General features: G+C 55.6%; 17 protein-coding genes. 5 read left to right on the top strand and 12 right to left on the bottom strand.

The annotated features are described in order from the left end of the window. Positions 1-35: 35 nt before the first annotated feature. Positions 36-1094, bottom strand: a complete 1059-nt coding sequence (locus HDF14_RS03855) for a GRP family sugar transporter (protein ID WP_221304551.1) — start codon at positions 1092-1094, stop codon at positions 36-38. 303 nt (positions 1095-1397) lie between these two features. On the opposite strand from HDF14_RS03855, the gene HDF14_RS03850 reads away from it, so the two are divergent. Beyond that, complete coding sequence (locus HDF14_RS03850; RefSeq protein WP_313899499.1) at positions 1398-2471, top strand: LacI family DNA-binding transcriptional regulator; 1074 nt, start codon at positions 1398-1400, stop codon at positions 2469-2471. 200 nt (positions 2472-2671) lie between these two features. Here HDF14_RS03850 and HDF14_RS03845 read toward each other — a convergent pair whose 3' ends face one another. Then, complete coding sequence (locus HDF14_RS03845) at positions 2672-3988, bottom strand: ROK family transcriptional regulator (RefSeq protein ID WP_183973755.1); 1317 nt, start codon at positions 3986-3988, stop codon at positions 2672-2674. A gap of 249 nt (positions 3989-4237) precedes the next feature. Here HDF14_RS03845 and HDF14_RS03840 point away from each other — a divergent pair, with 249 nt between their 5' ends. Next, positions 4238-5476, top strand: coding sequence for a DegT/DnrJ/EryC1/StrS family aminotransferase (locus HDF14_RS03840; protein WP_183973754.1), 1239 nt, complete (start codon positions 4238-4240; stop codon positions 5474-5476). Positions 5477-5541: 65 nt separating this feature from the next. Here HDF14_RS03840 and HDF14_RS03835 read toward each other — a convergent pair whose 3' ends face one another. Next, positions 5542-6471, bottom strand: a complete 930-nt coding sequence (locus HDF14_RS03835) for a sugar phosphate isomerase/epimerase family protein (RefSeq protein ID WP_183973752.1) — start codon at positions 6469-6471, stop codon at positions 5542-5544. Positions 6472-6601: 130 nt separating this feature from the next. Beyond that, entirely contained in the window at positions 6602-7759 is a 1158-nt protein-coding gene (locus HDF14_RS03830; RefSeq protein WP_183973750.1) for a Gfo/Idh/MocA family protein, read from the bottom strand. A gap of 254 nt (positions 7760-8013) precedes the next feature. Between HDF14_RS03830 and HDF14_RS03825 the strand changes: the two genes are divergently transcribed. The 3 genes from HDF14_RS03825 (at position 8014) to HDF14_RS03815 (ending at position 13482) form a co-directional block, all read left to right on the top strand. After that, positions 8014-11463, top strand: coding sequence for a TonB-dependent receptor (locus HDF14_RS03825; RefSeq protein WP_183973748.1), 3450 nt, complete (start codon positions 8014-8016; stop codon positions 11461-11463). Positions 11464-11613: 150 nt separating this feature from the next. Beyond that, positions 11614-12393 (top strand): biopolymer transporter Tol, encoded by a 780-nt coding sequence (locus HDF14_RS25960; protein WP_221304550.1) that lies wholly within the window; start codon positions 11614-11616, stop codon positions 12391-12393. A 105-nt stretch (positions 12394-12498) separates the two neighbouring features. Beyond that, complete coding sequence (locus tag HDF14_RS03815; protein ID WP_183973746.1) at positions 12499-13482, top strand: TolB family protein; 984 nt, start codon at positions 12499-12501, stop codon at positions 13480-13482. 268 nt (positions 13483-13750) lie between these two features. Here the strand turns inward: HDF14_RS03815 and HDF14_RS03810 are convergent, their stop codons facing one another. The 8 genes from HDF14_RS03810 to obgE form a co-directional block, all read right to left on the bottom strand. Next, positions 13751-14203, bottom strand: coding sequence for an SAV_6107 family HEPN domain-containing protein (locus HDF14_RS03810; RefSeq protein ID WP_183973745.1), 453 nt, complete (start codon positions 14201-14203; stop codon positions 13751-13753). Continuing rightward, complete coding sequence (locus tag HDF14_RS03805) at positions 14172-14771, bottom strand: nucleotidyltransferase domain-containing protein (RefSeq protein ID WP_183973744.1); 600 nt, start codon at positions 14769-14771, stop codon at positions 14172-14174. Before HDF14_RS03805 ends, HDF14_RS03810 begins: the two co-directional genes overlap by 32 nt. 342 nt (positions 14772-15113) lie before the next feature. Further along, on the bottom strand, positions 15114-16418 hold the full coding sequence (locus tag HDF14_RS03800; RefSeq protein WP_183973743.1) for a GGDEF domain-containing protein: 1305 nt from the start codon (positions 16416-16418) through the stop codon (positions 15114-15116). A gap of 212 nt (positions 16419-16630) precedes the next feature. Beyond that, positions 16631-17473, bottom strand: coding sequence for a pantoate--beta-alanine ligase (panC, locus tag HDF14_RS03795; RefSeq protein WP_183973742.1), 843 nt, complete (start codon positions 17471-17473; stop codon positions 16631-16633). A 134-nt stretch (positions 17474-17607) separates the two neighbouring features. Beyond that, entirely contained in the window at positions 17608-18522 is a 915-nt protein-coding gene (gene panB, locus HDF14_RS03790; protein WP_183973741.1) for a 3-methyl-2-oxobutanoate hydroxymethyltransferase, read from the bottom strand. 519 nt (positions 18523-19041) lie between these two features. Next, complete coding sequence (locus HDF14_RS03785; protein WP_183973739.1) at positions 19042-19758, bottom strand: GNAT family N-acetyltransferase; 717 nt, start codon at positions 19756-19758, stop codon at positions 19042-19044. Further along, positions 19755-19979, bottom strand: a complete 225-nt coding sequence (locus HDF14_RS03780; RefSeq protein WP_183973737.1) for a hypothetical protein — start codon at positions 19977-19979, stop codon at positions 19755-19757. Before HDF14_RS03780 ends, HDF14_RS03785 begins: the two co-directional genes overlap by 4 nt. Before the next feature lie 71 nt (positions 19980-20050). Continuing rightward, entirely contained in the window at positions 20051-21163 is a 1113-nt protein-coding gene (obgE, locus tag HDF14_RS03775) for a GTPase ObgE (protein ID WP_183973735.1), read from the bottom strand. Between the last annotated feature and the right edge of the window lie 290 nt (positions 21164-21453).

Here is a 21453-nt window from a genome sequence, read left to right as displayed (position 1 = left end):
TCCGCAACGTAACGCTTAAAGCGCCATTCAGCTGCTCACATGATCGCGGAGCCTATCAGCACCAGTCCTGCGGTGTAACCAATCAGCATAAGCGCGACAAGCGTTCGTGTGGCGGTTGCCGCTCCGCGAAACTCCTTCCACACAAATACACCCCAGAGAGCAGCCACCAGCGTCGCCCCTTGTCCCAGCGCATACGACACCGCAGGCCCCGCCACGCCTGATGCGATGACGTTAAGGCTAAGCGCGATCATCCAGATGGCACCACCCAACAGACCCAACCAATGCAGCTTCGGCTTTGCCTCTCGATACTCTCGGTACGTCGAACCCTGTACGCGCATGAACACTGTGTTGATTAGCACGTTACTCAGCAGTAAGCCGATGCCGAACAGCAGAAGTGCCGTGTAGGGTGTTAAATATCCTAGTTGAATTGGTTCGCTGTTGAAGTTTGGCGACATCGACGAGATCAGCTGCGGGTAAAAGAATCCCATCAAACATCCCGCTGCGATCGCAAACAACAGTCCACGGCTCGCACTAACCGAACGCTGCTTCTGAACCTGCCGTGTGGCCATAGCAGACATGATCATCGCAAATACGATCAGCACAACGCCCGATCCCAGCAGTACAGGGTTGCCCTTCGGCGCATGGAAGTAACTCGCCACCGTGCCGATTACGAGAGCAAGCCCGACACCCACCGGGAAGGCAAGTGACATACCCGCGGCGTCGATCGCGATCACCAGCAATATGTTGGAAAGGTTGAACAGCGCGCCGCTGGCAAGCGCACGCAGCAGCGAGCCCGCGGAGGCATGATGGAGATTCGCGACAGCGCTAGTTCCCGCCGAACCGAAATTGCCCAGAGTGAAACAGAACACCACGCCCAGCAGAGCGACTCCGAGAGCATAGTCCCAGTAGTACAGAGCGAAGGGCCAGCGTTCTTTTCCAGCCAGCTTCTGCGTATTAGCCCAGGAGCCCCAGCCCATCATGGTTATGGCGCAAAATAAAAATGCTATCGCCGAATTATTTACGATGAACATTCCACCATCCTTGCCGAGATCAGAAACTCCTGTCGCAGTCGCGTAAACAAATGAGGTCTCCACAACCCAGTCTTCCAACGAGAGGATTCAGTTACGTAAATATTTTGAACTGATTCAATCCCGCGCCATTCTATGCTTTTTCAACAGATCGCTGTCAAGGATTCTTTTGAAGAAACGCCAATGAGGCTGAAGCCTGCCACACTCCAGCGATGCTGCTGGAGTCACTGCAGTCTTGAAGGTATATTTCTGATCGTCGTATACACGTGCTATAACTTCAGTCAATTCACGCTGACTTCTCCTCGTATGAGCAGCAGTTTTCACTCTTGGCTGATGTACAGATCTTCATCGTCCGCGTAGGAGACTAACATTCACAAGCGTAACGCCACTATTCAGGAGGTTGCCCGCCGAGCCAATGTCTCGGTCGGCACCGTCTCCAACGTTCTCAACAACAGCAACGCAGTCAGTAGGCTGTTGCAGGGGCGTGTGGGACAAGCGATGCGCGACCTCAACTATCACCCAAACAATCATGCTCGAAGCCTGAAATCCCGTCGGTCCAGTGTCATCGGTATCGTCATCTCAGATATTACGAACCCTTTCTTTCCTCTTGTACTACGCGGGGTTGAAAGCGCGATTGTTCAGCATGGGTACATACTCACTATCTTCAATACCGACGATAACGTTGAACGCGAACGCCAGGTCTTTTCCATGCTGCGCACTCATAGAGTCGATGGCATGCTAGCCGTCGTTGCACCGAATCCAGCAAATGACGTCTCTCATATCGTGCAGGCGATTGATATGGGAATTCCAGTAGTATGCCTCGATCGCACCCCGCATGGGCTCAACGTTGACTCCGTCGTCGTAGATAACATCAGGGGATCGGCGATGTGCGTTCGCCATTTGGTCGACCTCGGACATCGAAAGATCGCCATCATCAATGGATCGTCGTGGCTTCAAACCGCCCGCGACCGCTACAAAGGGTACGAAATGGCCCTGGAGGAAGCGAATATCAAGATAGAACGGACCCTCGTGCGCGAAGGCGATTTCCGTTTTGACAGCGGCTACAAGATGACCAAAGACCTTCTTCTGAGTCATCCGCGACCTACGGCTCTCTTTGTCGCCAATGGAACGATGGGACTCGGAGCTCTTCAGGGACTCAATGAGCTCGCGATCTCCTGCCCTGATCAGGTCGCTCTCGCCATCTTCGACGAGATCCCCGGCGGCCGCATGCTGCGGCCAAGCATTACCTCTGTTGTTCAACCGGCCTATGATCTGGGAGTCAAAGCCGGCGAACTATTGATAAGTCGGCTGTCCGGCAAAATGAGTCCCACTCCAGTAACAATTACGTTACAGGCTGAGCTAATTATTGGTGAATCCACTACCGGATCGGGACGCGCGGCCATCCCAGGGCGCGCCAAGACTGCATTCCGTAAGAAAAAATAAACTCTGCAGAGACATCAGCAGATCCGCCCAATTATTCCGTTCATAAACCGTTTCGTTAGCTCTGAAGCATACCGCTGCACCTGGACCGTCCTCCACTTGTATAGCATGTGAGCAGTCACGCCGATTAACCGCTGTAGTTTGCCTTCTGTTCCCTATCGACATTTTGCCGCAAAATTTCGACGAGCGACAAGAACTTGTAGCTAGCCAACGTTACGATAAATCCGCATAGGACTGCGCCGCGGCCTATTCAGGCCGGCCACGTTAAAGTAGATCCCTTCGACAAGCCGCATCGCTATCAGACGAGCCGCGCCCAGCGCACCAGCATTTCCATCGAGTGTCGACACTTTAATCTGGACATCATTTACGGATTTCTCCATCGCACGCTGACGAATCGTCGACTGAATACGATCGACAAGAAGGCCGGGCGCTGCGCGAAAAGCTGCGCCGCCAAACACCAGCGCGGCAGGGTTCAGCAGATTCACAAGATCGGCTGCAGCAGCGCCGATATGAGAGGCCGCTTCGCTCAAAATCCGATATGACAGGCTATCGTTCTCTCGGGCCGCCGCCGCAATCAACTCAATCGTAATCTCATCGAAGTTGTAACCCGTCGTCTCGGTGATCTTTGAAGATACACCTCGCCGAATCGCAACTTTTATCGATTCGATCATAGTCGTTCCAGAGGCAACTGCCTCTAAACATCCCCTACTACCACAGCAACAGAGTGGCCCATCTTCATCCACTGTTATGTGGCCGAACTCGCCGGCGCTGCCGCCATGGCCTCGATAGAGACAGCCACCGATAAAGATCGCTGCGCCAATCCCTGCACCGACATCCACGTATACAAAATTAGAAAAGTCGCGTCCGGCTCCCAAAAACCTCTCCATCACAGCCACCGCACGAACGCTGTCCTCAAGAAGTACAGGTAAGCCGAACTCCTGCTCCATCCTCGCTCGAAGAGGCATATTCTTCCACTGCTCTATCTGCCCCGGCCGAGGGTAAGACAAAACCATTCCACGTTCTACGTCGATCACTCCCGAAAAACCTATTCCGATTCCTCGCAACAAACCCACGTCAAGGTTCGCTGAGCTTAAAACCTCACGAACCAAAGCGAACAGTCGCGAAAGAACATCTTCGCGGCCCTTTGACATCTCACTGGGCACTTCTTTAGACGCCAGGACCTCACCGTTGATGTCCGTAATGCAGATCCGTAAATTGATCGTGCCAAGATCGATGCCCGCGACATAAGCAAGATCGGACTTCATCGTCAGCCCGACTCGCTTACGTCCTGCTCCTTTCACAGGACCGCGATCTTCCTCCAGCAACTGCAGCGAGATCAGTGAATTGACGATACCGGTTATAGCTGCGGTAGAAAGACCGGACAGATCTGCAAGTTCCACGCGTGAAATCTTTGGCGTCGCATGTATATGACGAAGCACGGCAAGCTCCGTCTGCATCGATTTCTTCGCGGTCGTGAAGTCTTCATTCATGGTTGCGATTGCTGCGGTTAGATTCCTCATACCAACGACGTCTTGCCATCAAGACTGTTTCATCATACATAGCCTGATACGCTGCCCATCCTGCCCTGGCTTGACTTGCTTTATCGCGAGGGCATAAAAACGATCTACACCACCTCTTCATCGAGATGGCATCGGTTGCAGTCAGATTCCCGCCGTAGCTTAAGGATGGTGCAGCAAGTGATTCACAGGGCCCCGTTTCAACCGATACGAAAAAGTCGCCTGCCGGAAGAATTTCCAGGCGTACACCGTATGGACTCGGAAGAAGAGGACGCAGTCTTGAGGGTGTGCCGCAGTCGATCTCTCTATCGCTATTATGGAGTAGATCCGCAGGGCGAGGTGGACGCATTCGAGCGCGAGTTCAGCGCATTTCTAGGCATCCGGCACGCTTTGGCAGTCACCAGCGGCACCGCTGCCCTCCACGCCGCTCTCGCCGCCTTAAGAGTTGGGCCGGGACAAGAGATCATTGTTCCTGCGTATATGTGGGTATCCGTCATCGCAGCCGTTGTGAACCTCGGCGCTATTCCTGTTCTTGCAGAAATCGATGACACTTTCTGCCTCGATCCGCAGTCTGTTCGCAGCCTCATTACTCCGCGCACCGCCGGCATTGTCCTGGTCCACATGAGTGGCGCTCCAGGCGACGCACCGCAACTGGCAACGCTCGCTCGCAAACATGGACTATTTCTACTCGAAGACTGCGCTCAGTGCGTTGGCGGCTCCATCCATGGCCAGATGGTCGGAACTTTCGGGGACATCGCCATCTTCAGCTTTCAAATGAACAAAAACATGACCAGCGGAGAAGCGGGATGCGTGGTTACGAACAACGAATCGCTCTACCGCAAGGCACTTTCCGCGCATGATTGTGGGTATTCACGTGGAAAAGAGGGCCTGCTTCAATTAGAGGATGAAAGATCGTTTGGGTGGGGCAGAGGCTCTCGCATGGACGAACTGCGCGCAGCGATCCTTAGAGTGCAACTGCGCCGACTTCCGCAGGTCATTCAAAGCATGCAGCACAGTAAGTACCGTCTGCGTACCATGCTCGAACGCTACAAGCAGGTTCAGCTGCGTCGCGTCTTCGATATTGCAGGCGACACTTCATGTTTTCTGCTCACCATCCTGCCCGACCCAGTCACCGCTCGCGCCATCAACGAACGGCTCCGCGCGCATGGAATAGTGACGTCCACAGCAGAGACAAGCAACGTAATTCTTGAAGACTACGGCCTACACATTTACTTCAACATCCCCGCGTTGCAAAAAAAGATAGGCACCGACCTCCGCGGAACGCCATGGACGCTGACGGAAAACCGGGACTCCATCCATAACTACGCGCGCGGTGCCTGCCCACAATCCGACGATCTCTTCTCAAGAACTCAACTTCTCGTAATCCCATCCAGTTTATGCAACCAGGATGAGGAAGATCTTCTAGCTGCCTTTCGCGAAGTTCTCGAAACCGTATCCTCCCCGGAGTTGAACGTCGGCCTATCCCGGTAACTCACGTCACGCTTCACACCATCCTAAAATCTCCGCACGCAAAGGCGCGAGAGTTCAATTCCTAGCTAAGAAAAAGAATTGAGAAAGTCGAAGTCTACCTTTGCCGCTTCCAATTGAGGTATCGTATACGGACCTTCTTCCTCAGCGAAACAATGTTCTATACCCGCGCGACGGCCCTCTGCAAAGACCCGTTCGTACTTGATGAATCCCTTGCCCAGTTCCGTCCCCTTTGGACGATCCGGCCCACGGAGATCGGTCGTAGGATGCGGAACGGCCATAAAGTCTTTAATATGCAGCATGCGGAACCGCCCCGGATACTTCTTCATATAAACCACCGGATCAGCCCCCGCAACAATCATCCACCCACAGTCGATCTCAAAATAGACGAGCTTGGGATCGGTCTCCTGCACGAGAATGTCATAGCCATAACGACCGTCACTCAACTTCTCAAACTCGTAGTTATGGTTGTGGTAGGCGTATCTCAGACCTGCTGCCTTCGCCTTCGCACCAATCTCATTCATCTTTTCCGCAGTTCTCTTAAAGCCATCCAGGCCCACTAAATCAAGTTTCGTCGGAGCCCCGGTTGTACTTGCGGCTCCAGAACTGGACGGCGCCTTGAAGTCGCGAAGCACGGAGCTCGTTGCGTAGGTTGCACCCAGTATTCGCGCATTGTCGAAGAGTGCCTCCACGTCAGGCTGTATCAACGGCAAATGCGCGCTCGGGCAAACCAGTCCGGCATCGTCCAGCAAGATACGGAACTCCTTAGCGCTGTATTTACCGAATCCCGCCGTCTCCACCTCGCGATATCCAATCTCATGAAGCTTCTTCAACGTTCCCGGAGCATCCTCGCCGAGCGGCTTACCGACAACGTAGAGCTGAATACCGATCGGCAGACCCATTGGCTTAGCCCATGCCGGCAACGCTCCCAGAGCGAATGAGGCTACTCCGCCCATACCCGTGTTCAACAGAAAACTTCTTCTTGAAATCGAACTCATCAGAAACTCCTCGCTTTGGTCCTGCGTATTTGCAACTATTTGGAAATCGACACATCGACCTTCTTCTCCGAACAGCTGTCGAATGTCCAACGGTCGAACATCAATCTACAACGGTCAATCGCTACGAACCCTACGCCCTCACGCGTGCCCAAACGCCGCCCTGCTCGTAGCTGTTCAACATCGCTTCAATAACGCAGCACACCCTGTGTCCACCAGCAAAGTCACATACCGTGGAGGGCTTCTCGGCTGGTACGGCATCACGGCGAATCCAAGAGTACGCATCGGCAACCACGTTCCGGAATGCGTCCGACCAGCCTTCATGATGGCCCGCCGGCAGATGAGCATAACTTCGAGCGTCTGCGCTCATCAACGACGGATCCTTGGTCATCACGCTGTTTATACCGTCATGCGAGCCGATCCATAACTGATTCTGCCTCTCCTGCTCCCAGCGTACGGAACGTGCGCGCCCATTGATCTCCAGTTGCAGATCGTTCTTATGGCCTGGCAAAACCTGTCCTACCTTCAGAACGCCGCGTGCTCCGTTATCGAATCGCAAAAGCACGCACCCAAGATCCTCGCCCGTAACCTCTTTTGGCACTGCCTCTTCATGATGCTTTCTCGTAAAAGCCTCCGAGGACACTCCGCTCGAGTACCTCACCTTCACAGTGGTCGACAGGTCAGCCAGAACCGCCTCAATCCGCAGGCCGCTCACATGCTCCACCAGATCGCACCAGTGCGAACCAATATCCGCCAGCGCCGAGCTCTTCCCACCCTTCTCCGGATCCATCCGCCACGAGTAGACGAAGGGATCTGTCATCCAATCCTGCAGGTATTGACCATGAAGAAAAACCAACTCATCCAGTTCGCCAGAGGCAATCATGTGCCTCATCTGCTGCACCAGAGGATTGCCCCGATAGTTGAACGTAACAACATTTGCTACACCTTTGAGAACTGCAGCATTGCATAGCGCCGCCGTCTCCTGGCTCGTCAGCGCCAGTGGCTTGTCGGAGATAATGTGCTTGCCCGCATCGATGGCCGCCATGCTCACCTTCGTATGCATGTAGTTCGGCGTCGTGTTGTGAATTACATCAATCCGTGGATCTGCTATCAGATCTTCGAAGTTGTCATAGGCCACATCGACTTTCAGCTCCTTCGTCTTCTTTCCTGCAGACGTCATATTCGGTCCCGCGATCGCGATGACCTCCACATCGCCAAGCCGGCGAACCGCATCTATGTGATGTGCGGCGATAAAGCCTGGGCCGACCAACCCCATTCCAATCTTCTTCATACCTCTCCTTGCCAAGAACCGTGGCCAAGACGCAATAGAAACTCTGTACATGCAGAGACCCAAACAATCACGTGAAGCGGTAAAACTCCACAGCGTCCCCGCTCCTTTGCACCAATTTTATTCAAATATGAACTTATCATGGTTATTAACGTGGACTTACCAAAGTTAAACATTCATTTATTAATAAATAATCTTGACAATCTTACTTTGGATTCGCTAGTGTCCTGTCTGCAGCACTCCGGAGACCGCAGAGCATGTCGATTGACAAGAATGAGAAAGCGTTCGTCAACCTCCCTTCAAACGTTACTGGCTCAAGTTCATACGCGCAGTTCCCCGCGGCCTCGCCAACCAGCCGCCCTTTCTCCGACCTAGCCAGCTCGCTTACTTCATATTTGAACCGAATGGGGACGCCCGCTGCATCACCCTCTGGAGATACCATGCTTTCCGGCAATACCACCTCTCCACGCAAACAATGGTCCCTCCGTTCCCTGCTAGCCCTCATCGCACTTGCAGTCATGTTCACAGGAACCGTCTTCGCCCAAACCACCACCGGATCTATCTTTGGGACCGTCACCGATCAGAGCGACGGCGTCATCGGCCGTTCGACGATCACAGCTACCGACATGAAGACTGGCATCTCCCGCACAACCCAGAGCAATGACTCCGGTAACTACTCGTTCCCCTCGGTCCCTGCCGGCGACTACACCGTCTCAGCACAGGCCCAAGGATTCGGCACCGAGACCCAGAAAGGTCTCCACGTTGACGTCAATCAAAGTGCAAACGCAACCTTCAGGCTATCGATCGGCTCCACCACCGAAAGCGTCACCGTCACCTCGGGCTCCACGCTGGTCGACACCCGCGAATCGCAGCTCGGTGAGACCGTCGATCAAAAGCGCATTGAGGATCTTCCACTCAATGGCCGCGATGTCTACAGCCTCGTGCAGTTGATTCCCGGCGTCACCAGCTATTCAGCACAGTCGGCCGGCGGAAATCAATACGGCACAACCTTCAGCGTAAACGGCACCCGCACCAATCAGGACTCGTTCTACCTGGACGGTGCCTTCGATACCTCACTTTTTATTACCGGCGGCAATCTCATCCCAAATCCTGACGCCCTGCAGGAGTTCCGTCTTCTCACCAACAACTTCGATGCCGAATACGGCCGCTTTCCCGGTGGTGTCGTCAATGTCATTACGCGTTCCGGTGGAAACGCATTCCACGGCTCCGTTTACGACTACTTCCGAAACAGCGCTCTCAATCTGAAAAATTACTTCAACACCACCATTACGCCTCTCAAGCAGAACCAGTTCGGAGCGACCATCGGTGGGCCCATCCTCCACGACAAGGCCTTCTTCTTTGGCTCCTATGAAGGCCTGCGCATCGTGACGCCGACCATCATTGCCTCCAACAGCCTCATTACGCCGACACCGGCTGAAGCCAGAGGCGACTTCTCAGCACTCAGTCCCAGCCAGCAGCCAATGATCAGCCCCGGCGTCCCTTACAGTTGCAACGGTGTACAAGGCGTTATTTGTCCCAATCTGCTCGACCCCGTCTCTCAGAACATCCTCAAGTCGGTTCCATTGGCAGACCCCAACACCGGCCTCACCCCGCAACAGTCCGCCTCAGGAAACACCACGGCCAATCAGTATCTGGCGCGTATCGACTACCAACTCGGCAGCAAGCATCAACTCTCCGGCACCTTCTTCCAGTCTCGCAGCAACAACACCAACCCCAATCAGGGCGGCAATCAGATCCTCAGCTACAGCGGCGGCATGAGCACAGACAACCAGACCAACATCGCCATCAGCGATGTCTGGACCATCTCGGCCAACAAGCTCAACACCTTCAGGCCCTTCTACACCCTAAATCACCTTAATCTCACCAATCTCTACTCCGGAAATACCTGGTCAGATCTCGGCAGTCAGGTAGGCCTTGGTGCACTCCCCGCAACCCAGCCTCAGATCGCGATCAACGGCTATTGGACGATGGGAATGGGCTCGGGCGGCCCCGACGATCTCCATCAGCAGTCCTTCGGCGCAGAAGATACCTTCGACTGGAGCCTCGGAAATCACTCCGTCAAATTTGGCGGCTCCTATTTCTGGAACCGCTATGCCGAGCAGGGCGAGTACCTCGGAACCGGCGAAGCCACCTTCACCGGTTTCGCTACCGGCAATGCCCTTAGCGACTTCCTCCTCGGACGTGCAAATACCTTCCGCCAGAATAACGGAGCCAGCCACAGCCTGCACAACCCCGCACCTGCCCTCTTCGCGCAGGACGACTGGAGAATCACCCATCGCCTCACCCTCGATCTCGGCGTGCGCTGGGAGGTCTTTGCTCCCTTCGTCGGTCAGAAAAACTTTGGCACCTTCGTTCCTTTCGAGCAGTCCACACGCTTCCCATCCGCACCGCTCGGCCTCCTCACCGTTGGTGACCCCGGTGTACCGGACGGCATCGTGAAGACCCAATGGAAGGCATTCTCGCCTCGTGTTGGATTTGCCTACGACGTCTTCGGCTCGGGCCTCACCTCACTCCGCGGCGGCTACGGAATCTTCTACGCCTCGCGCGCGGTGAGCCTTACTACCAATCCCGAACAGCAGCCGTTCATCCTCGATAACACCATCGGCGATACGCCGAATCTCGTCACGCCTTACGGACCAAACGGCGACCCGTTCCCCTACGTCGTCAATCTTCAGAATCCAACCTTCCACTCCGGGGGCACGCTTAGCGGCATACCGCCCAACGCTAGTTCTCCATATGTACAGGAGTACAACCTCACACTGGAGCAGCAGTTCGGTCAGGCATGGGGTCTCAGGGTCGCTTACGTTGGCAGCCTCTCACGCAAGTTTTACGTCTCGCGTGATGAGAACGAGCCAGCCTATGTCCCAGGCGCAAGCGTTTCCACTGATGGCCTCAATGCACGACGTCCCTACCAGCCCACGCCATCCTCGTACGTCTTCGGCGCTATCGTAGAGAACGATCCCGCGGGCAATGCAACGTACAACGCTCTCCAGGCTACCCTCACGCGAAGGTTCACCCACGGGTTCTCCCTCCTTGCAAGCTACGTCTGGTCGAAGTCCATTGACATCACCTCCGTCGATCCTTCCAACATCACGCTCACGCTCTCCAATCAGAACGACATCTCGGCCGACCGGGCCCGGTCTGACTACGATGTGCCGCAGCGCTTCGTTGCGTCTTATCTTTGGAGCACACCCACCGTCCATCGGTACGGCATCATCGGCAAAGATATCCTCAGCAACTGGCAGTTGAATGGAATCACCACACTCAGTACCGGTTCCCCCTTCACCATTACCTCTGGAGTCGACTCCAACCTGGACAGCGTCCTTACCGATCGTCCAAACACCGTCGGCAATCCCTTGCTCGATGGAGGAAGAAGCCGGACCGCCAAAATCCATCAGTTCTTCAACACCACCGCCTTCGCTCAGGTTCCTGCCAACGTCCCCTACGGCAATACCCGCAGAAACTCGCTGGTCGGCCCCGGAACCATCAACACCGACTTCTCCGCCTTCAAAAACATACCGGTCTTCAAAGAATCCTTTCTCCAGTTCCGCGCCGAGTTCTTCAACCTCTTCAACAATGTCAATCTCACCAATCCTAACGGCACGCTTACTAGCCCGCTCTTCGGACAGATCAGCGGATCGGCCAACGCGCGCATCATTCAATTCGCACTCAAATACAATTTCTAGCGTTCCTGCATACTTCGCCTGCTCGCTACGGTCACAAGGCCAGAGTATGTCGATCTAACCTGGAACCGTGAGATCGCGCCGGGAGTGTGAAGTGGGTACTCTACCCGGCAGCAAAACGGTTTCATGCCCACATCGCATCCGGAGGACACATTGAATCGTCACAGTCTCTTAGGTTCGGCGTTTCTGCTCGCTGTCATCGCTATCTCTGCCTTCCCCGCGCGTGCACAGGAGCCGCTCCCCGCCGTGCCCGAGTGGGCGCAGCCAGGTTCCCCCACTCACACGCAGGTGCCCCCGCCAACTGACTTTCACCGACCGGACAGAACCTCCAACACCCCCATCGGCATCTTTCAAGGACAATCCGACATCGGTGCCGCAGTTGTTCCCGGCAGCTCCACCTACGACGCTGCCACCGGACAGTACACCATCAACTCCGCCGGATATAATATCTGGTACACCCGCGACGAGTTCCGTTATCTCTGGAAAAAGATCTCCGGCGACGTCTCCCTCGCAGCCGACGTCACCTTTCCCGACGCGAAGGGTTATGACGACCGCAAAGCTGTCCTTATCATCCGACAGAGCCTTGACGACGACTCCAAAGAGGCGATGCTCGGCGAACACGGCGTCGGCATGATTCACCTCGCCGACCGCTCCGACAAAGGCGCCTCCATGACCGATATGCAGTATCGCTTCGGCGGAAGCCTCGCCGGCGTCAAAGCCAAGCGTGTCGGCATTGAAAAGCACGGAGACTCCATCGCCATTTTCATCAGCCTCAAGGGCGAGCCCCTTCACCAATTCGGTCCCCCCCTCACGCTCCACTTCGACGGACCGTTTTACGTCGGCGTCGGTTTTTGCTCCCACCTTCCAGCCAAATCCGACACAGCCGTACTCTCCAACGTGCTCTTCGAAAACTCAGCCGGCAAAGTGCACTAATCCCGCGACTCACCGCCCGCATCCAAACTTGCATCATGAGTCAACTGATCGCAATCAACGCCTCATCGCTACACGCTTTCCACCCGGAAGAGGAGTGCATCTAACATGAACGTTCTCTCGAACCATCTGCGATCCTCCCGCAAACTCACCGCGATCGCCTGCCTTCTTCTCGCTTCCACCCTTTCTGCCCGCGCCCAAGGCTCCGAGCCACACCTTCGCAGCCGCGTCTTCATCTACAACATGCACGACGGCTCGTCGCATCTCGTCTACACCGCAGACACTATCTGGGAGGCGCCCAATTGGTCGCCCGACGGAAAATATCTCATCGCCAACTCTGCCGGCGGTATCTACAAGTTTGTCCTCAAGCCGGACGGAACCGCCGAACCGCAAAAGCTCGCCCTCGCCGACGACTATCGCTGTAACAACGACAAGGCCCTCTCGCCCGACGGTACGAAGCTCGCATTCTCTGCCTCCACCGCCATCAGCAAAGGCTCCCAAGTCTTTCTCGCGGACGCCGACGGCAACAACGTCAAGCTCATGGTCTCCGAGACACCCAGCTACTTCCACGGCTGGTCTCCAGACAGCAAGACGCTCGCATTTGTCGCTCAGCGCAACGGCAGCGGCCAATACGATATCTACGCAACGCCCGCGGCAGGCGGCGGCGAAACCCAGATAACCTCGAACATTCATCAGGATGACGGACCCGACTACTCCCCCGATGGCAAATGGATCTACATCAACTCCGATCGCTCGGGCAAAGAAGCCATCTGGCGTTTTCCCGCCACAGGTGCGGGTCACAACGACGAAAAGGCACAGATGGTCGTCAGCGATGCTCTCGAAGATTGGTTTCCGCACATCTCGCCCGACGGCAAAAAGATGGTGTACATCGGCTATCCTGCCGGCACACCCACACACAACCCACGCACCGTCCACATCGAGCTCAAACTCGCCGAAGTGAGCCACGGTAATGTCTCCGCTCCGAAGAAGACCCTTATCGAGGCCATCGGCGGCCAAGGCACCATGAACGTCAACTCCTGGGCTCCAGACTCCATGCGATTCGCCTACGTCACCTACGAAGTTTTGCCTTAGAGACACCAGCCATCACAACCGCGCACCTCGCGCAGAATCCTTTCAGAATCTCCCATTTTATGCCGAGAGTTTTGGCTTCGCAGTCATATGGAATAGCATCATCATCATTGCCGCGCATCTTGACCACCGAATTGTGATTCCCTTCTCTACCGGGAAGAAATCGACACTTTGATCGAATTCCACGGATGCCCGGCAATGTGGCGTAAGCTACCTTCGCGAGCGCTTTGGTTGGGGCGTCGCCGAAATAGATCGTAAGCCACATGAACCATCAGATCGTTACTGAAGGGTGCTCACGTTGTACCCACCTTTCGACTACTTCGCGAAACTCGTTGGCCCGTTTCACAATCTCCTCCGCTTCCGTGTCCGTTGCGACTGACGAAGTCATGTAGTCGATCACATTGCGCTTTCGCCGGCATGTTTCGAAGTAATCAGCGAGCGCAGCTGCCTCGCTGCCAAGAGCAACGCCTGCAGCTTCAAAAGTGACTTTGTGGTGTCCAGATCGAGCACTAACCCTATACCCAGAACAGGCGATGGCAATCGTCCCTGCTTGCAGAGCTGCGTTATAGGCCGTCGCAAATCGCCGATCCGCGGACAGTGCGATCACAGAGGCATCGGCCAGATCACGTGTGATCAAAGCCCGAAGGTTGTCGATCTCCTGTTTGCTGGTCTGGTGTGCCTTGACGTCACCCTTAGCCAACCACTGCTGCCAACTCGCCATCATCCCCCTTCACAAATTCTTTGCTGCCTCGTAGGACGGTTGTTAAGAAATGGTTTTGGTTCAGTGCCTTCGTCTTGAACTCTTTAGGAGAATAAACGGTAGGGTTCACCGGCCTTCCAAATCGCAGTTCCGCTCGTCTCAGCGATGGCACCAGGTCAGACAAGCCCACATCGCCCACGATCATGAGGTCCACATCGCTCTGCGAAGATTCTTCGGACCGTGCTGTCGAGCCGTAAACAAACGCAAGCTTTATCCGATCTCCAAAGGCATCAACCTCTTCTCGGAGAATCGGGATTATCCCAGCTGTTTTTTCGAGTAGACCCTTCAAGTCGGAGAAGACAGGGGAGTTGGTATCCGCTTTGAAGTAGACACGACGACCGTCTTTAGTCTGTTCCAACAGACCCGCTTTGCTCAGAGCTTCGACTTCCCTCTGTAGACTTGACGGCGAGGTTCCTAAATATTGCGCCAGTTCTGTCAGAAACCAACGCTTTTCGGACTGGAGCAAAAGCGTCGCAAGGATCTTTGACCGAGTCTCCGAGAACAGCGCTTCGAGAATAGGGGAATTACGCATTATGCGTATATAATTACGCAATTAGCGTATTGTGTCCAGTGAATTAGCAACACGCCAATCCAACCGCATCACCCTTCGCTATCTGTTCAAAGCACAAATCTCGTTCGATGGTTTAGAGCAGTGCATGTGTCATTAATTGACCACGGGTTTGTCCGCCTGGTAAAGTGATCCTTCTGAAGACCCGGTATTTACCGCAAAATTATCGTCCTTTCTACCTTCTGCATCGGCAAGTAGGCCGCCAGTCGGCTGGTGATTCTGCCATTCAGAACTTCGACGTGGAGATTTGGGCAGTTGATTGGCTGCCTTCTAGCTCAATAGACCGCACTGATCGAACGCTTGAGGTCAGTCAGCTCTTGTCAACGGAATCGCGTCACTGATCACGGAAATTTTTAAGGGCCTCGTGTCCGAAGATGAAGGTTCTTTCCGTCTGCTTGTCGATTCGCCCCAACACACTAAATTGCGACCCAGCTCTTTTGCTTGATAGAGCGCTTTATCCGCTGCATCCAACAGGTCTTCCTTGCATGTGGCGTCGTTCGGGTAGCAGGATGCTCCGCCGCAGCTCACTGTCGACAGGCGTGGATGGCTGCCGGGTTCGGGAAGCGCCGGAGAGCCGGCTACTTCGACGAGCTTGCGAATGCGTTCGGCAACTATCATTGCTCCTTCCTGAGTTGTGTCGGGAAGCAGAACAACGAACTCTTCGCCGCCGAATCTGGCCGCGAAATCGTCCTTGCACCGCAAACTCTGCAAGAGCAGAGACGCGACTCGAACCAGTACACGGTCACCATACAAATGTCCGCGAGTGTCATTTGTCTGCTTGAAGTGGTCGATGTCGATCACGATTGCGGATAGACATGAGCCGGAACCAACAGCCTCGCGCCACAATTTGGCAAACTGCAGCTCATATGCATGCCGATTGGCAAGGCCGGTCAGGCTATCGATGCAGGATATTCTCTGTAGCTCTACATTCAGGAAAGACAGCTCTTTACTCTGTATCTCGCTACGCAGGCGCATCAGAAAACCAAGCCGCTCTTCTCGCCCGATGCTGTAGTTGGCGATTACTGTCATCGAAATGGCACAAACAGCTAAAGTAATTCCAAGTAGCTTCTCGGAAGGGTTCAGGAGGTGATCGTGTTTTATAAATACAAGATCGCTTGCCAACAAAATAACCGATGCGCTGAGAGCGTAGACGAACTGGAGTCGCATTACGACGTTGACAAAGATAACCGCTACGATGAGGCCTACCTGAGCGTATGCGGACGAGGCTGCATTTTTATTGCTCTCAAGGTAGAGGTGCGTCACTCCGACAAGGCAGCTTGCCCCGGCAATGCTGGTTTCGCGATAGATCTTATTGGGGCTCCAACGCATGCTGAGGTTAATCAGTAGCGCTAGCGGGGTTACGATGCACAGGCGAATTTGTATTGGAAGCCATGAGTTACCTCCTTGAAGATAGTGGTCGATGAGGACATAGATGTTGAAGAGACCGATCGCTACCAGTCCTTCGAGCCAGAGACGTTCGGATCGTCGAGCAAGCGTGGACTGTTCGAATGCGTTCTCAAGGGACTTCGGCAACGCCAGTCGCTGAAATCCTCTCTTCGAGAGCCTTTCGATCTGTTGAATCGCGAGTTCATGAATGGAGGTGCTCGGCATCTGAAGTCACCTCTTCCTTGCGGTCTGCCTGCATCTTCTGTCGGCGCGGGATCTTCTCACCATCAGTGATTCAGGAACAAATCGTCACCAAAATGACTCAGCCTGATATTACTAAAGCAGGACCGCAATACACGCTCTATTCGCGGGGTTGCATGGTACTTCCGTGTCATGCGCGCCGCCCCCTCTGGTGCAATGGACCAGAGGGCCGTTTCCTAGGTGACTAGAAAGTTGTCGATCAAACGAGTCCGCCCGACATACGCTGCTACCGCGACCAGCGCGCCTTTCTCCGCAGATGCGACGGGGAGGAGTGACCTTGGATCGACTATGGCCAAGTAATCCACTTGTACGCCTTCGGCGGCGTCCAGGGTGTTCTTTCCAATCTGCAGGAGTGTCGGGCTTTGGCGTTCTCCATTGATGATGCTCTGTTCGATTTGGGCAAGCGCTCGATGTAGTACCAATGCCTGTTGGCGTTCCGGTCCGCTAAGGTACTGGTTCCTGCTGCTCAGAGCGAGCCCATCGGCATCTCTCACAATCGCGCAGCTCACCAGCTCGAGGTCGAAGTTTAAGTCCTGGACCATTTGTCGTAGGACGGCTAGTTGCGCAGCGTCTTTCTGACCGAAATAGGCGCGGTGGGGTGCGACGATTTGAAGTAGCTTAGCTACGACGGTGGCGACTCCGGTGAAGTGGCCTGGGCGGGAGGCTCCGTCTAGTCGGTCGCCGATGCCGGGTACTGTGATGGTCGTTACGGCACCTTCGGGATACATCTCCTTTGCGTCGGGAGCGAAGAGAACGGTTACGCCTTCGGCTTCGAGCTGACGGGAGTCTTGTTCGAAGGTGCGTGGATACTTGGCGAAGTCTTCTCCTGGAGCGAACTGGAGGGGATTGACGAAGATCGATGCCACTACAGTTTGGCACTCTGCGGTTGCTCTCTGGACTATTGAGAGATGACCTTTGTGGAGTGCGCCCATCGTCGGCACGAAGCCGAGCACCACACCTTGAGTCCGGAGTTCGCGGCAGATGGTTTGCATCTGCGCAACACTCTTTGCGATCTGCAATGACAGCTCCTTCTCTCCGCATGGTTGCGGGTTGATTTCTGATCTTTAGTCGATTCAGGCTGACGTGCACCTGTATCAGCATTCTCGATGCTGGCCGCTGGGAGGTTCATTCTGATTCGATTCGGACTGGTTAGCTACCCCACCACTTCAACTGGTTCTGCCATCAGATCCCGGATCTCGCGCGAGAAGTGATAGCTCTCGGCGTCGGAGGGGAAGGTGCGGGCTTCGACGTCGCGGCGGTACTCTTCGAGGGCGGCGCGCATGACTCCTGCTACGTCGGCGTATCGTCTTACGAACTTGGCGGGAGGCGAGAAGGTCATGGTCATCATGTCATGCATAACCAGGATCTGTCCGTCGCAGTCAGGGCCGGCCCCGATTCCGATGGTGGGGATGCGGAGCTCGTCGGTGATGATCCTGGCGAGTTCGCGAGGGACACCTTCGAGGACAATGGCGAAGCAACCTGCCTCTTCGAGGGCGAGCGCGTCGGTGCGCAGCTCGTCGATCGCTTCCATTGTCTTACCCTGGACTTTGTAGCCTCCCATGCGGTGGACGCTTTGGGGTGTGAGTCCGATATGTCCCATGACTGGGATCTCGGCGGCTACGATTCGCTGGATGAGGTCCTTGCGTTCGCGTCCGCCTTCGAGCTTGACTGCTTCGGCTCCAGATTCTTTGACGAAGCGGATGGCGTTGGCGAGGCCTTCGCGGTCACCGGTGTGATAGCTGCCGAAGGGCATGTCGGCTATCAGGAGGGCGCGTTTTACAGCTCGCCTGACGCCGCGGGTGTAGAGGAGCATCTCGTCCATGGTGATGGCGAGCGTGTTCTCCTGGCCCTGCATGACCATGGCGAGCGAATCTCCTACGAGGAGGACATCGAGGTCAGCTTCGTCGACCAATCTCGCGGTGGCGTAGTCGTAGGCGGTGACCGCCACGATGGGCTGTCGCAGCAGTTTCTTTTCGAGAAGGGAGGGAACGGTGACTTTAGTGGGGGAATCGGCCTGTCGCCCATGCTGGGCCCCGGCTCGTTCGGGTGAGAACGTGGTCAAACTCATTGCAATCTCCAGTGCAGCTCCGCCGCGTGTCGCCTTGGGGGCCGACTTTGGCTGGATACCACCTGTCCCAGCAGGTACCTGGGTCCGCGTTAAACCCTACGCGCCTTTTGGCTTCGGTGGCAAGGGCTGGACCTACACCTGTTCCTGTATGGGCCAGCCCCCCCGGGGGGTTACCTTGGCATAAATCCCTCAGTATCAATTGTTTACGGAGATCAGAGTGCCGCAAATTCGTCATTCCAAATGAGTTACGGCCAAATTATTCAAAACAAAAGAGTTAGAGAGGTAGGGAGATTCTTCGTTGGTTTTTATCTTCAGCTGAAAACCTTGTTGCAAGCTCTTTAACTAAGTATAGTGAGTTGCACATAACTCATGCGCAAGGAGTAAGTCACTGAAAGTAAGTGATTTGATGGGGAAGTGGGCTTGACGGCATTTTTGCGGATGGGTGTGGGACGAAGATCGGAGGCCAGCCTCTTGCTTCCACTTTTTATTGGGCAGACGTTGAATGCGACAAGGCGCGGTTCAGGAGAGAGGCGCAGGGGAGTTGCTGATCTGTGAGAGGGAGATTCGTTGCGAGCCGTCAGGCAGGAAGTTGGAGGGATCGAGCCAGCATTCGAAGATTGCTTTGCGGGTGGGCCATTCGCTGTCGAGGATGGAGAACCACGCTGTGTCGCGATTTTTTCCCTTCACGATCATGTGTTGCCGGAAGATGCCTTCGGACTGGAAGCCGTAGCGGAGAGCGGCTCTTCGCGAGGGATCGTTGAGGGCGTTGCACTTCCACTCGTACCGTCGGTATCGGAGTTCGAAGGCGTGTTTGGCCAGGAGGTACATGGCTTCTGTGCCACCGGGGGTTCGCTGCAGACGGGGAGTGAAGAGGATGTTGCCTACCTCTATTCTCCGGTGGGTGGGTTCGATGGCTAAGTAGGATGCGAGACCAATCGCTTCGTTGGAGTGGTTGTCAACGATTGCGAAGTCGAGCCGGTCTTTCGCTGCTCTGGAGGCGAGGTAGGATTTGAACGATTCGAGGTTGAGTGGGGGCGTGCCCGGCAGGTAGCGCCAAAGCTGCTCGGACTCCGCGACTTGTGATCGCTCGAAGAGGGACGCCGCGTGAAGGTTGGGATCGACGGGCGTGAGGGAGACGAATCGTCCTATCAGGACGGTGGGTTGAGGGACTTCGGCGGGAGGCCCGTCTACAGTCTGATCGAGTTGACGCTCGTCGTTCTTGTTCGAGGTATTCATGGCTGGTTCGATTCGTTCACAAGGGAGCCTGTTTTCATCTCCAATCGATCAAGAAGCGTCATCGTCGGGGGGCGAGCCTCAATCACGTCGATCACGTGATCGAGGCAGACAATCTCATGGTGTTCGAGCGCTCGGCGTGCGACAAAGTTGGCCAACGCTCCCACAGTCGTTCCGTGGTCTCCGCGAATTGAGTCGCCATGTGTGCCTCCGTTCAAGAACACGAAACTTTGCCTGGCACTCTATTAGCTTCTAATGTTCTCAAACCTGGCTATTAATTTTCGATGACGATGAGCTAGGCGCGGCCGCGGGCGGAGCCTGGTGGCGGGGGGTAGTGAGGTTTTAGCTTGACGGGTTCGGCAGGGAGGGGCTCGAGATCGACAGGGCGGTGAGTTGCGACCATCTCGGCGATGGCGAACTTGAGCGGCTCGATGCCTTCGCCGGTGACAGCAGAGATGGCGAAGAAGGGCAGCTTGCGGCGCTTGGCCATGGCGGTGAGCTTTTTGAGCTTGTCGGGATTGGCAACGTCGATTTTTGCTGCGACGAGGATGGTGGGTTTGGCGGCCAGTGCGGGGTCGAAGCTCTTCAGCTCGTCGGTGATGACCTTGTAGTCGGCGACGGGGTCGGGACGGGCGGTGCCTTCGGCGGCACCGGAGTCGGAGACGTCGACGAGGTGGACGATGACGCTGGTGCGCTCGATGTGTTTGAGGAACTGGATGCCGAGACCATGGCCGAGGTGCGCTCCTTCGATGAGGCCGGGAAGGTCTGCGATCGTGAAGGATTCGGTGTGGGGGAAGTCGCCGACTTCGACGACGCCGAGGTTGGGCTCGAGCGTGGTGAAGGCGTAGTTGGCGATCTTGGGTTTGGCGGCGGAGAGGCGCGAGATGAGGGTGGATTTGCCGACGTTGGGGTAGCCGACGAGGCCGGCGTCAGCGAGGAGACGGAGCTCGAGGCGGTAGGCGCGCTCTTCTCCGGCGCGGCCGAGCTCGTGCTCGCGCGGGGCCTGGTGGGTGCTGGTGGCGAAGTGCTGATTGCCGCGACCGCCGCGTCCGCCTTTGGCGATGACGATGGTTTCGTTGGGACGGGCGAAGTCGTGGATGAGCTCGCCGGTGGAGTCGTCGTAGAGGAGCGTGCCTACGGGGACTTTGAGGGTGGTGCTTTCGCCAGCGGAGCCGGAACAGTTGGAGCCGAGGCCGTGGCCGCCGCGCTGAGCTTTGTGCTCGGGATTGAAGCGGAAGTGGACCAGCGTGTTGTGGCTGAGGGAGGAGGACATAAGGACGTCGCCTCCGTGGCCGCCGTCGCCGCCCGAGGGACCGCCCTTGGGGACGAACTTTTCGCGGCGGAAGGCCATGCAGCCATTGCCCCCGTCGCCGGCCTTGATGCGAATTTTTGCTTCGTCAATAAACATTCTTCAACTTCTAGTGTACTAGGATGTGCGCTCCGGTGCTGGTTTTGAGGGGAAGGGTGGCGGTGGAGGAGAGTGATCTGTTTTTGTGACGTAATGGCAGAGATGTGTAACTGAGACTGCAACCCTTTCGGTTTAACACGGAAGTGGTCTTTCATAATTGCTGGTTGTGCGGCTAAGCTCATTAGTGTTCCGCCTTTTTTGGCGTGGTGCTGCTGCGATGCTTTGCCCAGATAGCGAAAGGGCACGGTGAGCTTACTTCTTCATCTTCCCGTGGTTGTGGCGTAGAGCGG

The organism is Tunturiibacter gelidiferens (genome assembly GCF_014201335.1).
Classification (GTDB): Bacteria; Acidobacteriota; Terriglobia; order Terriglobales; family Acidobacteriaceae; genus Edaphobacter; species Edaphobacter lichenicola_E.
The sequence above is the reverse complement of the archived record's forward strand: the minus strand, read 5'-3'. Positions and strand labels throughout refer to the sequence as shown.

Coding starts and splice junctions, on each gene's coding strand:
- HDF14_RS03845 (WP_183973755.1), bottom strand. CDS start 3,988: ATGAGGAATCTAACCGCAGCAATCGCAACCATGAATGAAGACTTCACG.
- HDF14_RS03840 (WP_183973754.1), top strand. CDS start 4,238: ATGGACTCGGAAGAAGAGGACGCAGTCTTGAGGGTGTGCCGCAGTCGA.
- HDF14_RS03835 (WP_183973752.1), bottom strand. CDS start 6,471: ATGAGTTCGATTTCAAGAAGAAGTTTTCTGTTGAACACGGGTATGGGC.
- HDF14_RS03830 (WP_183973750.1), bottom strand. CDS start 7,759: ATGAAGAAGATTGGAATGGGGTTGGTCGGCCCAGGCTTTATCGCCGCA.
- HDF14_RS03825 (WP_183973748.1), top strand. CDS start 8,014: ATGTCGATTGACAAGAATGAGAAAGCGTTCGTCAACCTCCCTTCAAAC.
- HDF14_RS03815 (WP_183973746.1), top strand. CDS start 12,499: ATGAACGTTCTCTCGAACCATCTGCGATCCTCCCGCAAACTCACCGCG.
- HDF14_RS03810 (WP_183973745.1), bottom strand. CDS start 14,203: ATGATGGCGAGTTGGCAGCAGTGGTTGGCTAAGGGTGACGTCAAGGCA.
- HDF14_RS03805 (WP_183973744.1), bottom strand. CDS start 14,771: ATGCGTAATTCCCCTATTCTCGAAGCGCTGTTCTCGGAGACTCGGTCA.
- HDF14_RS03800 (WP_183973743.1), bottom strand. CDS start 16,418: ATGCCGAGCACCTCCATTCATGAACTCGCGATTCAACAGATCGAAAGG.
- panB (WP_183973741.1), bottom strand. CDS start 18,522: ATGAGTTTGACCACGTTCTCACCCGAACGAGCCGGGGCCCAGCATGGG.
- HDF14_RS03785 (WP_183973739.1), bottom strand. CDS start 19,758: ATGAATACCTCGAACAAGAACGACGAGCGTCAACTCGATCAGACTGTA.
- obgE (WP_183973735.1), bottom strand. CDS start 21,163: ATGTTTATTGACGAAGCAAAAATTCGCATCAAGGCCGGCGACGGGGGC.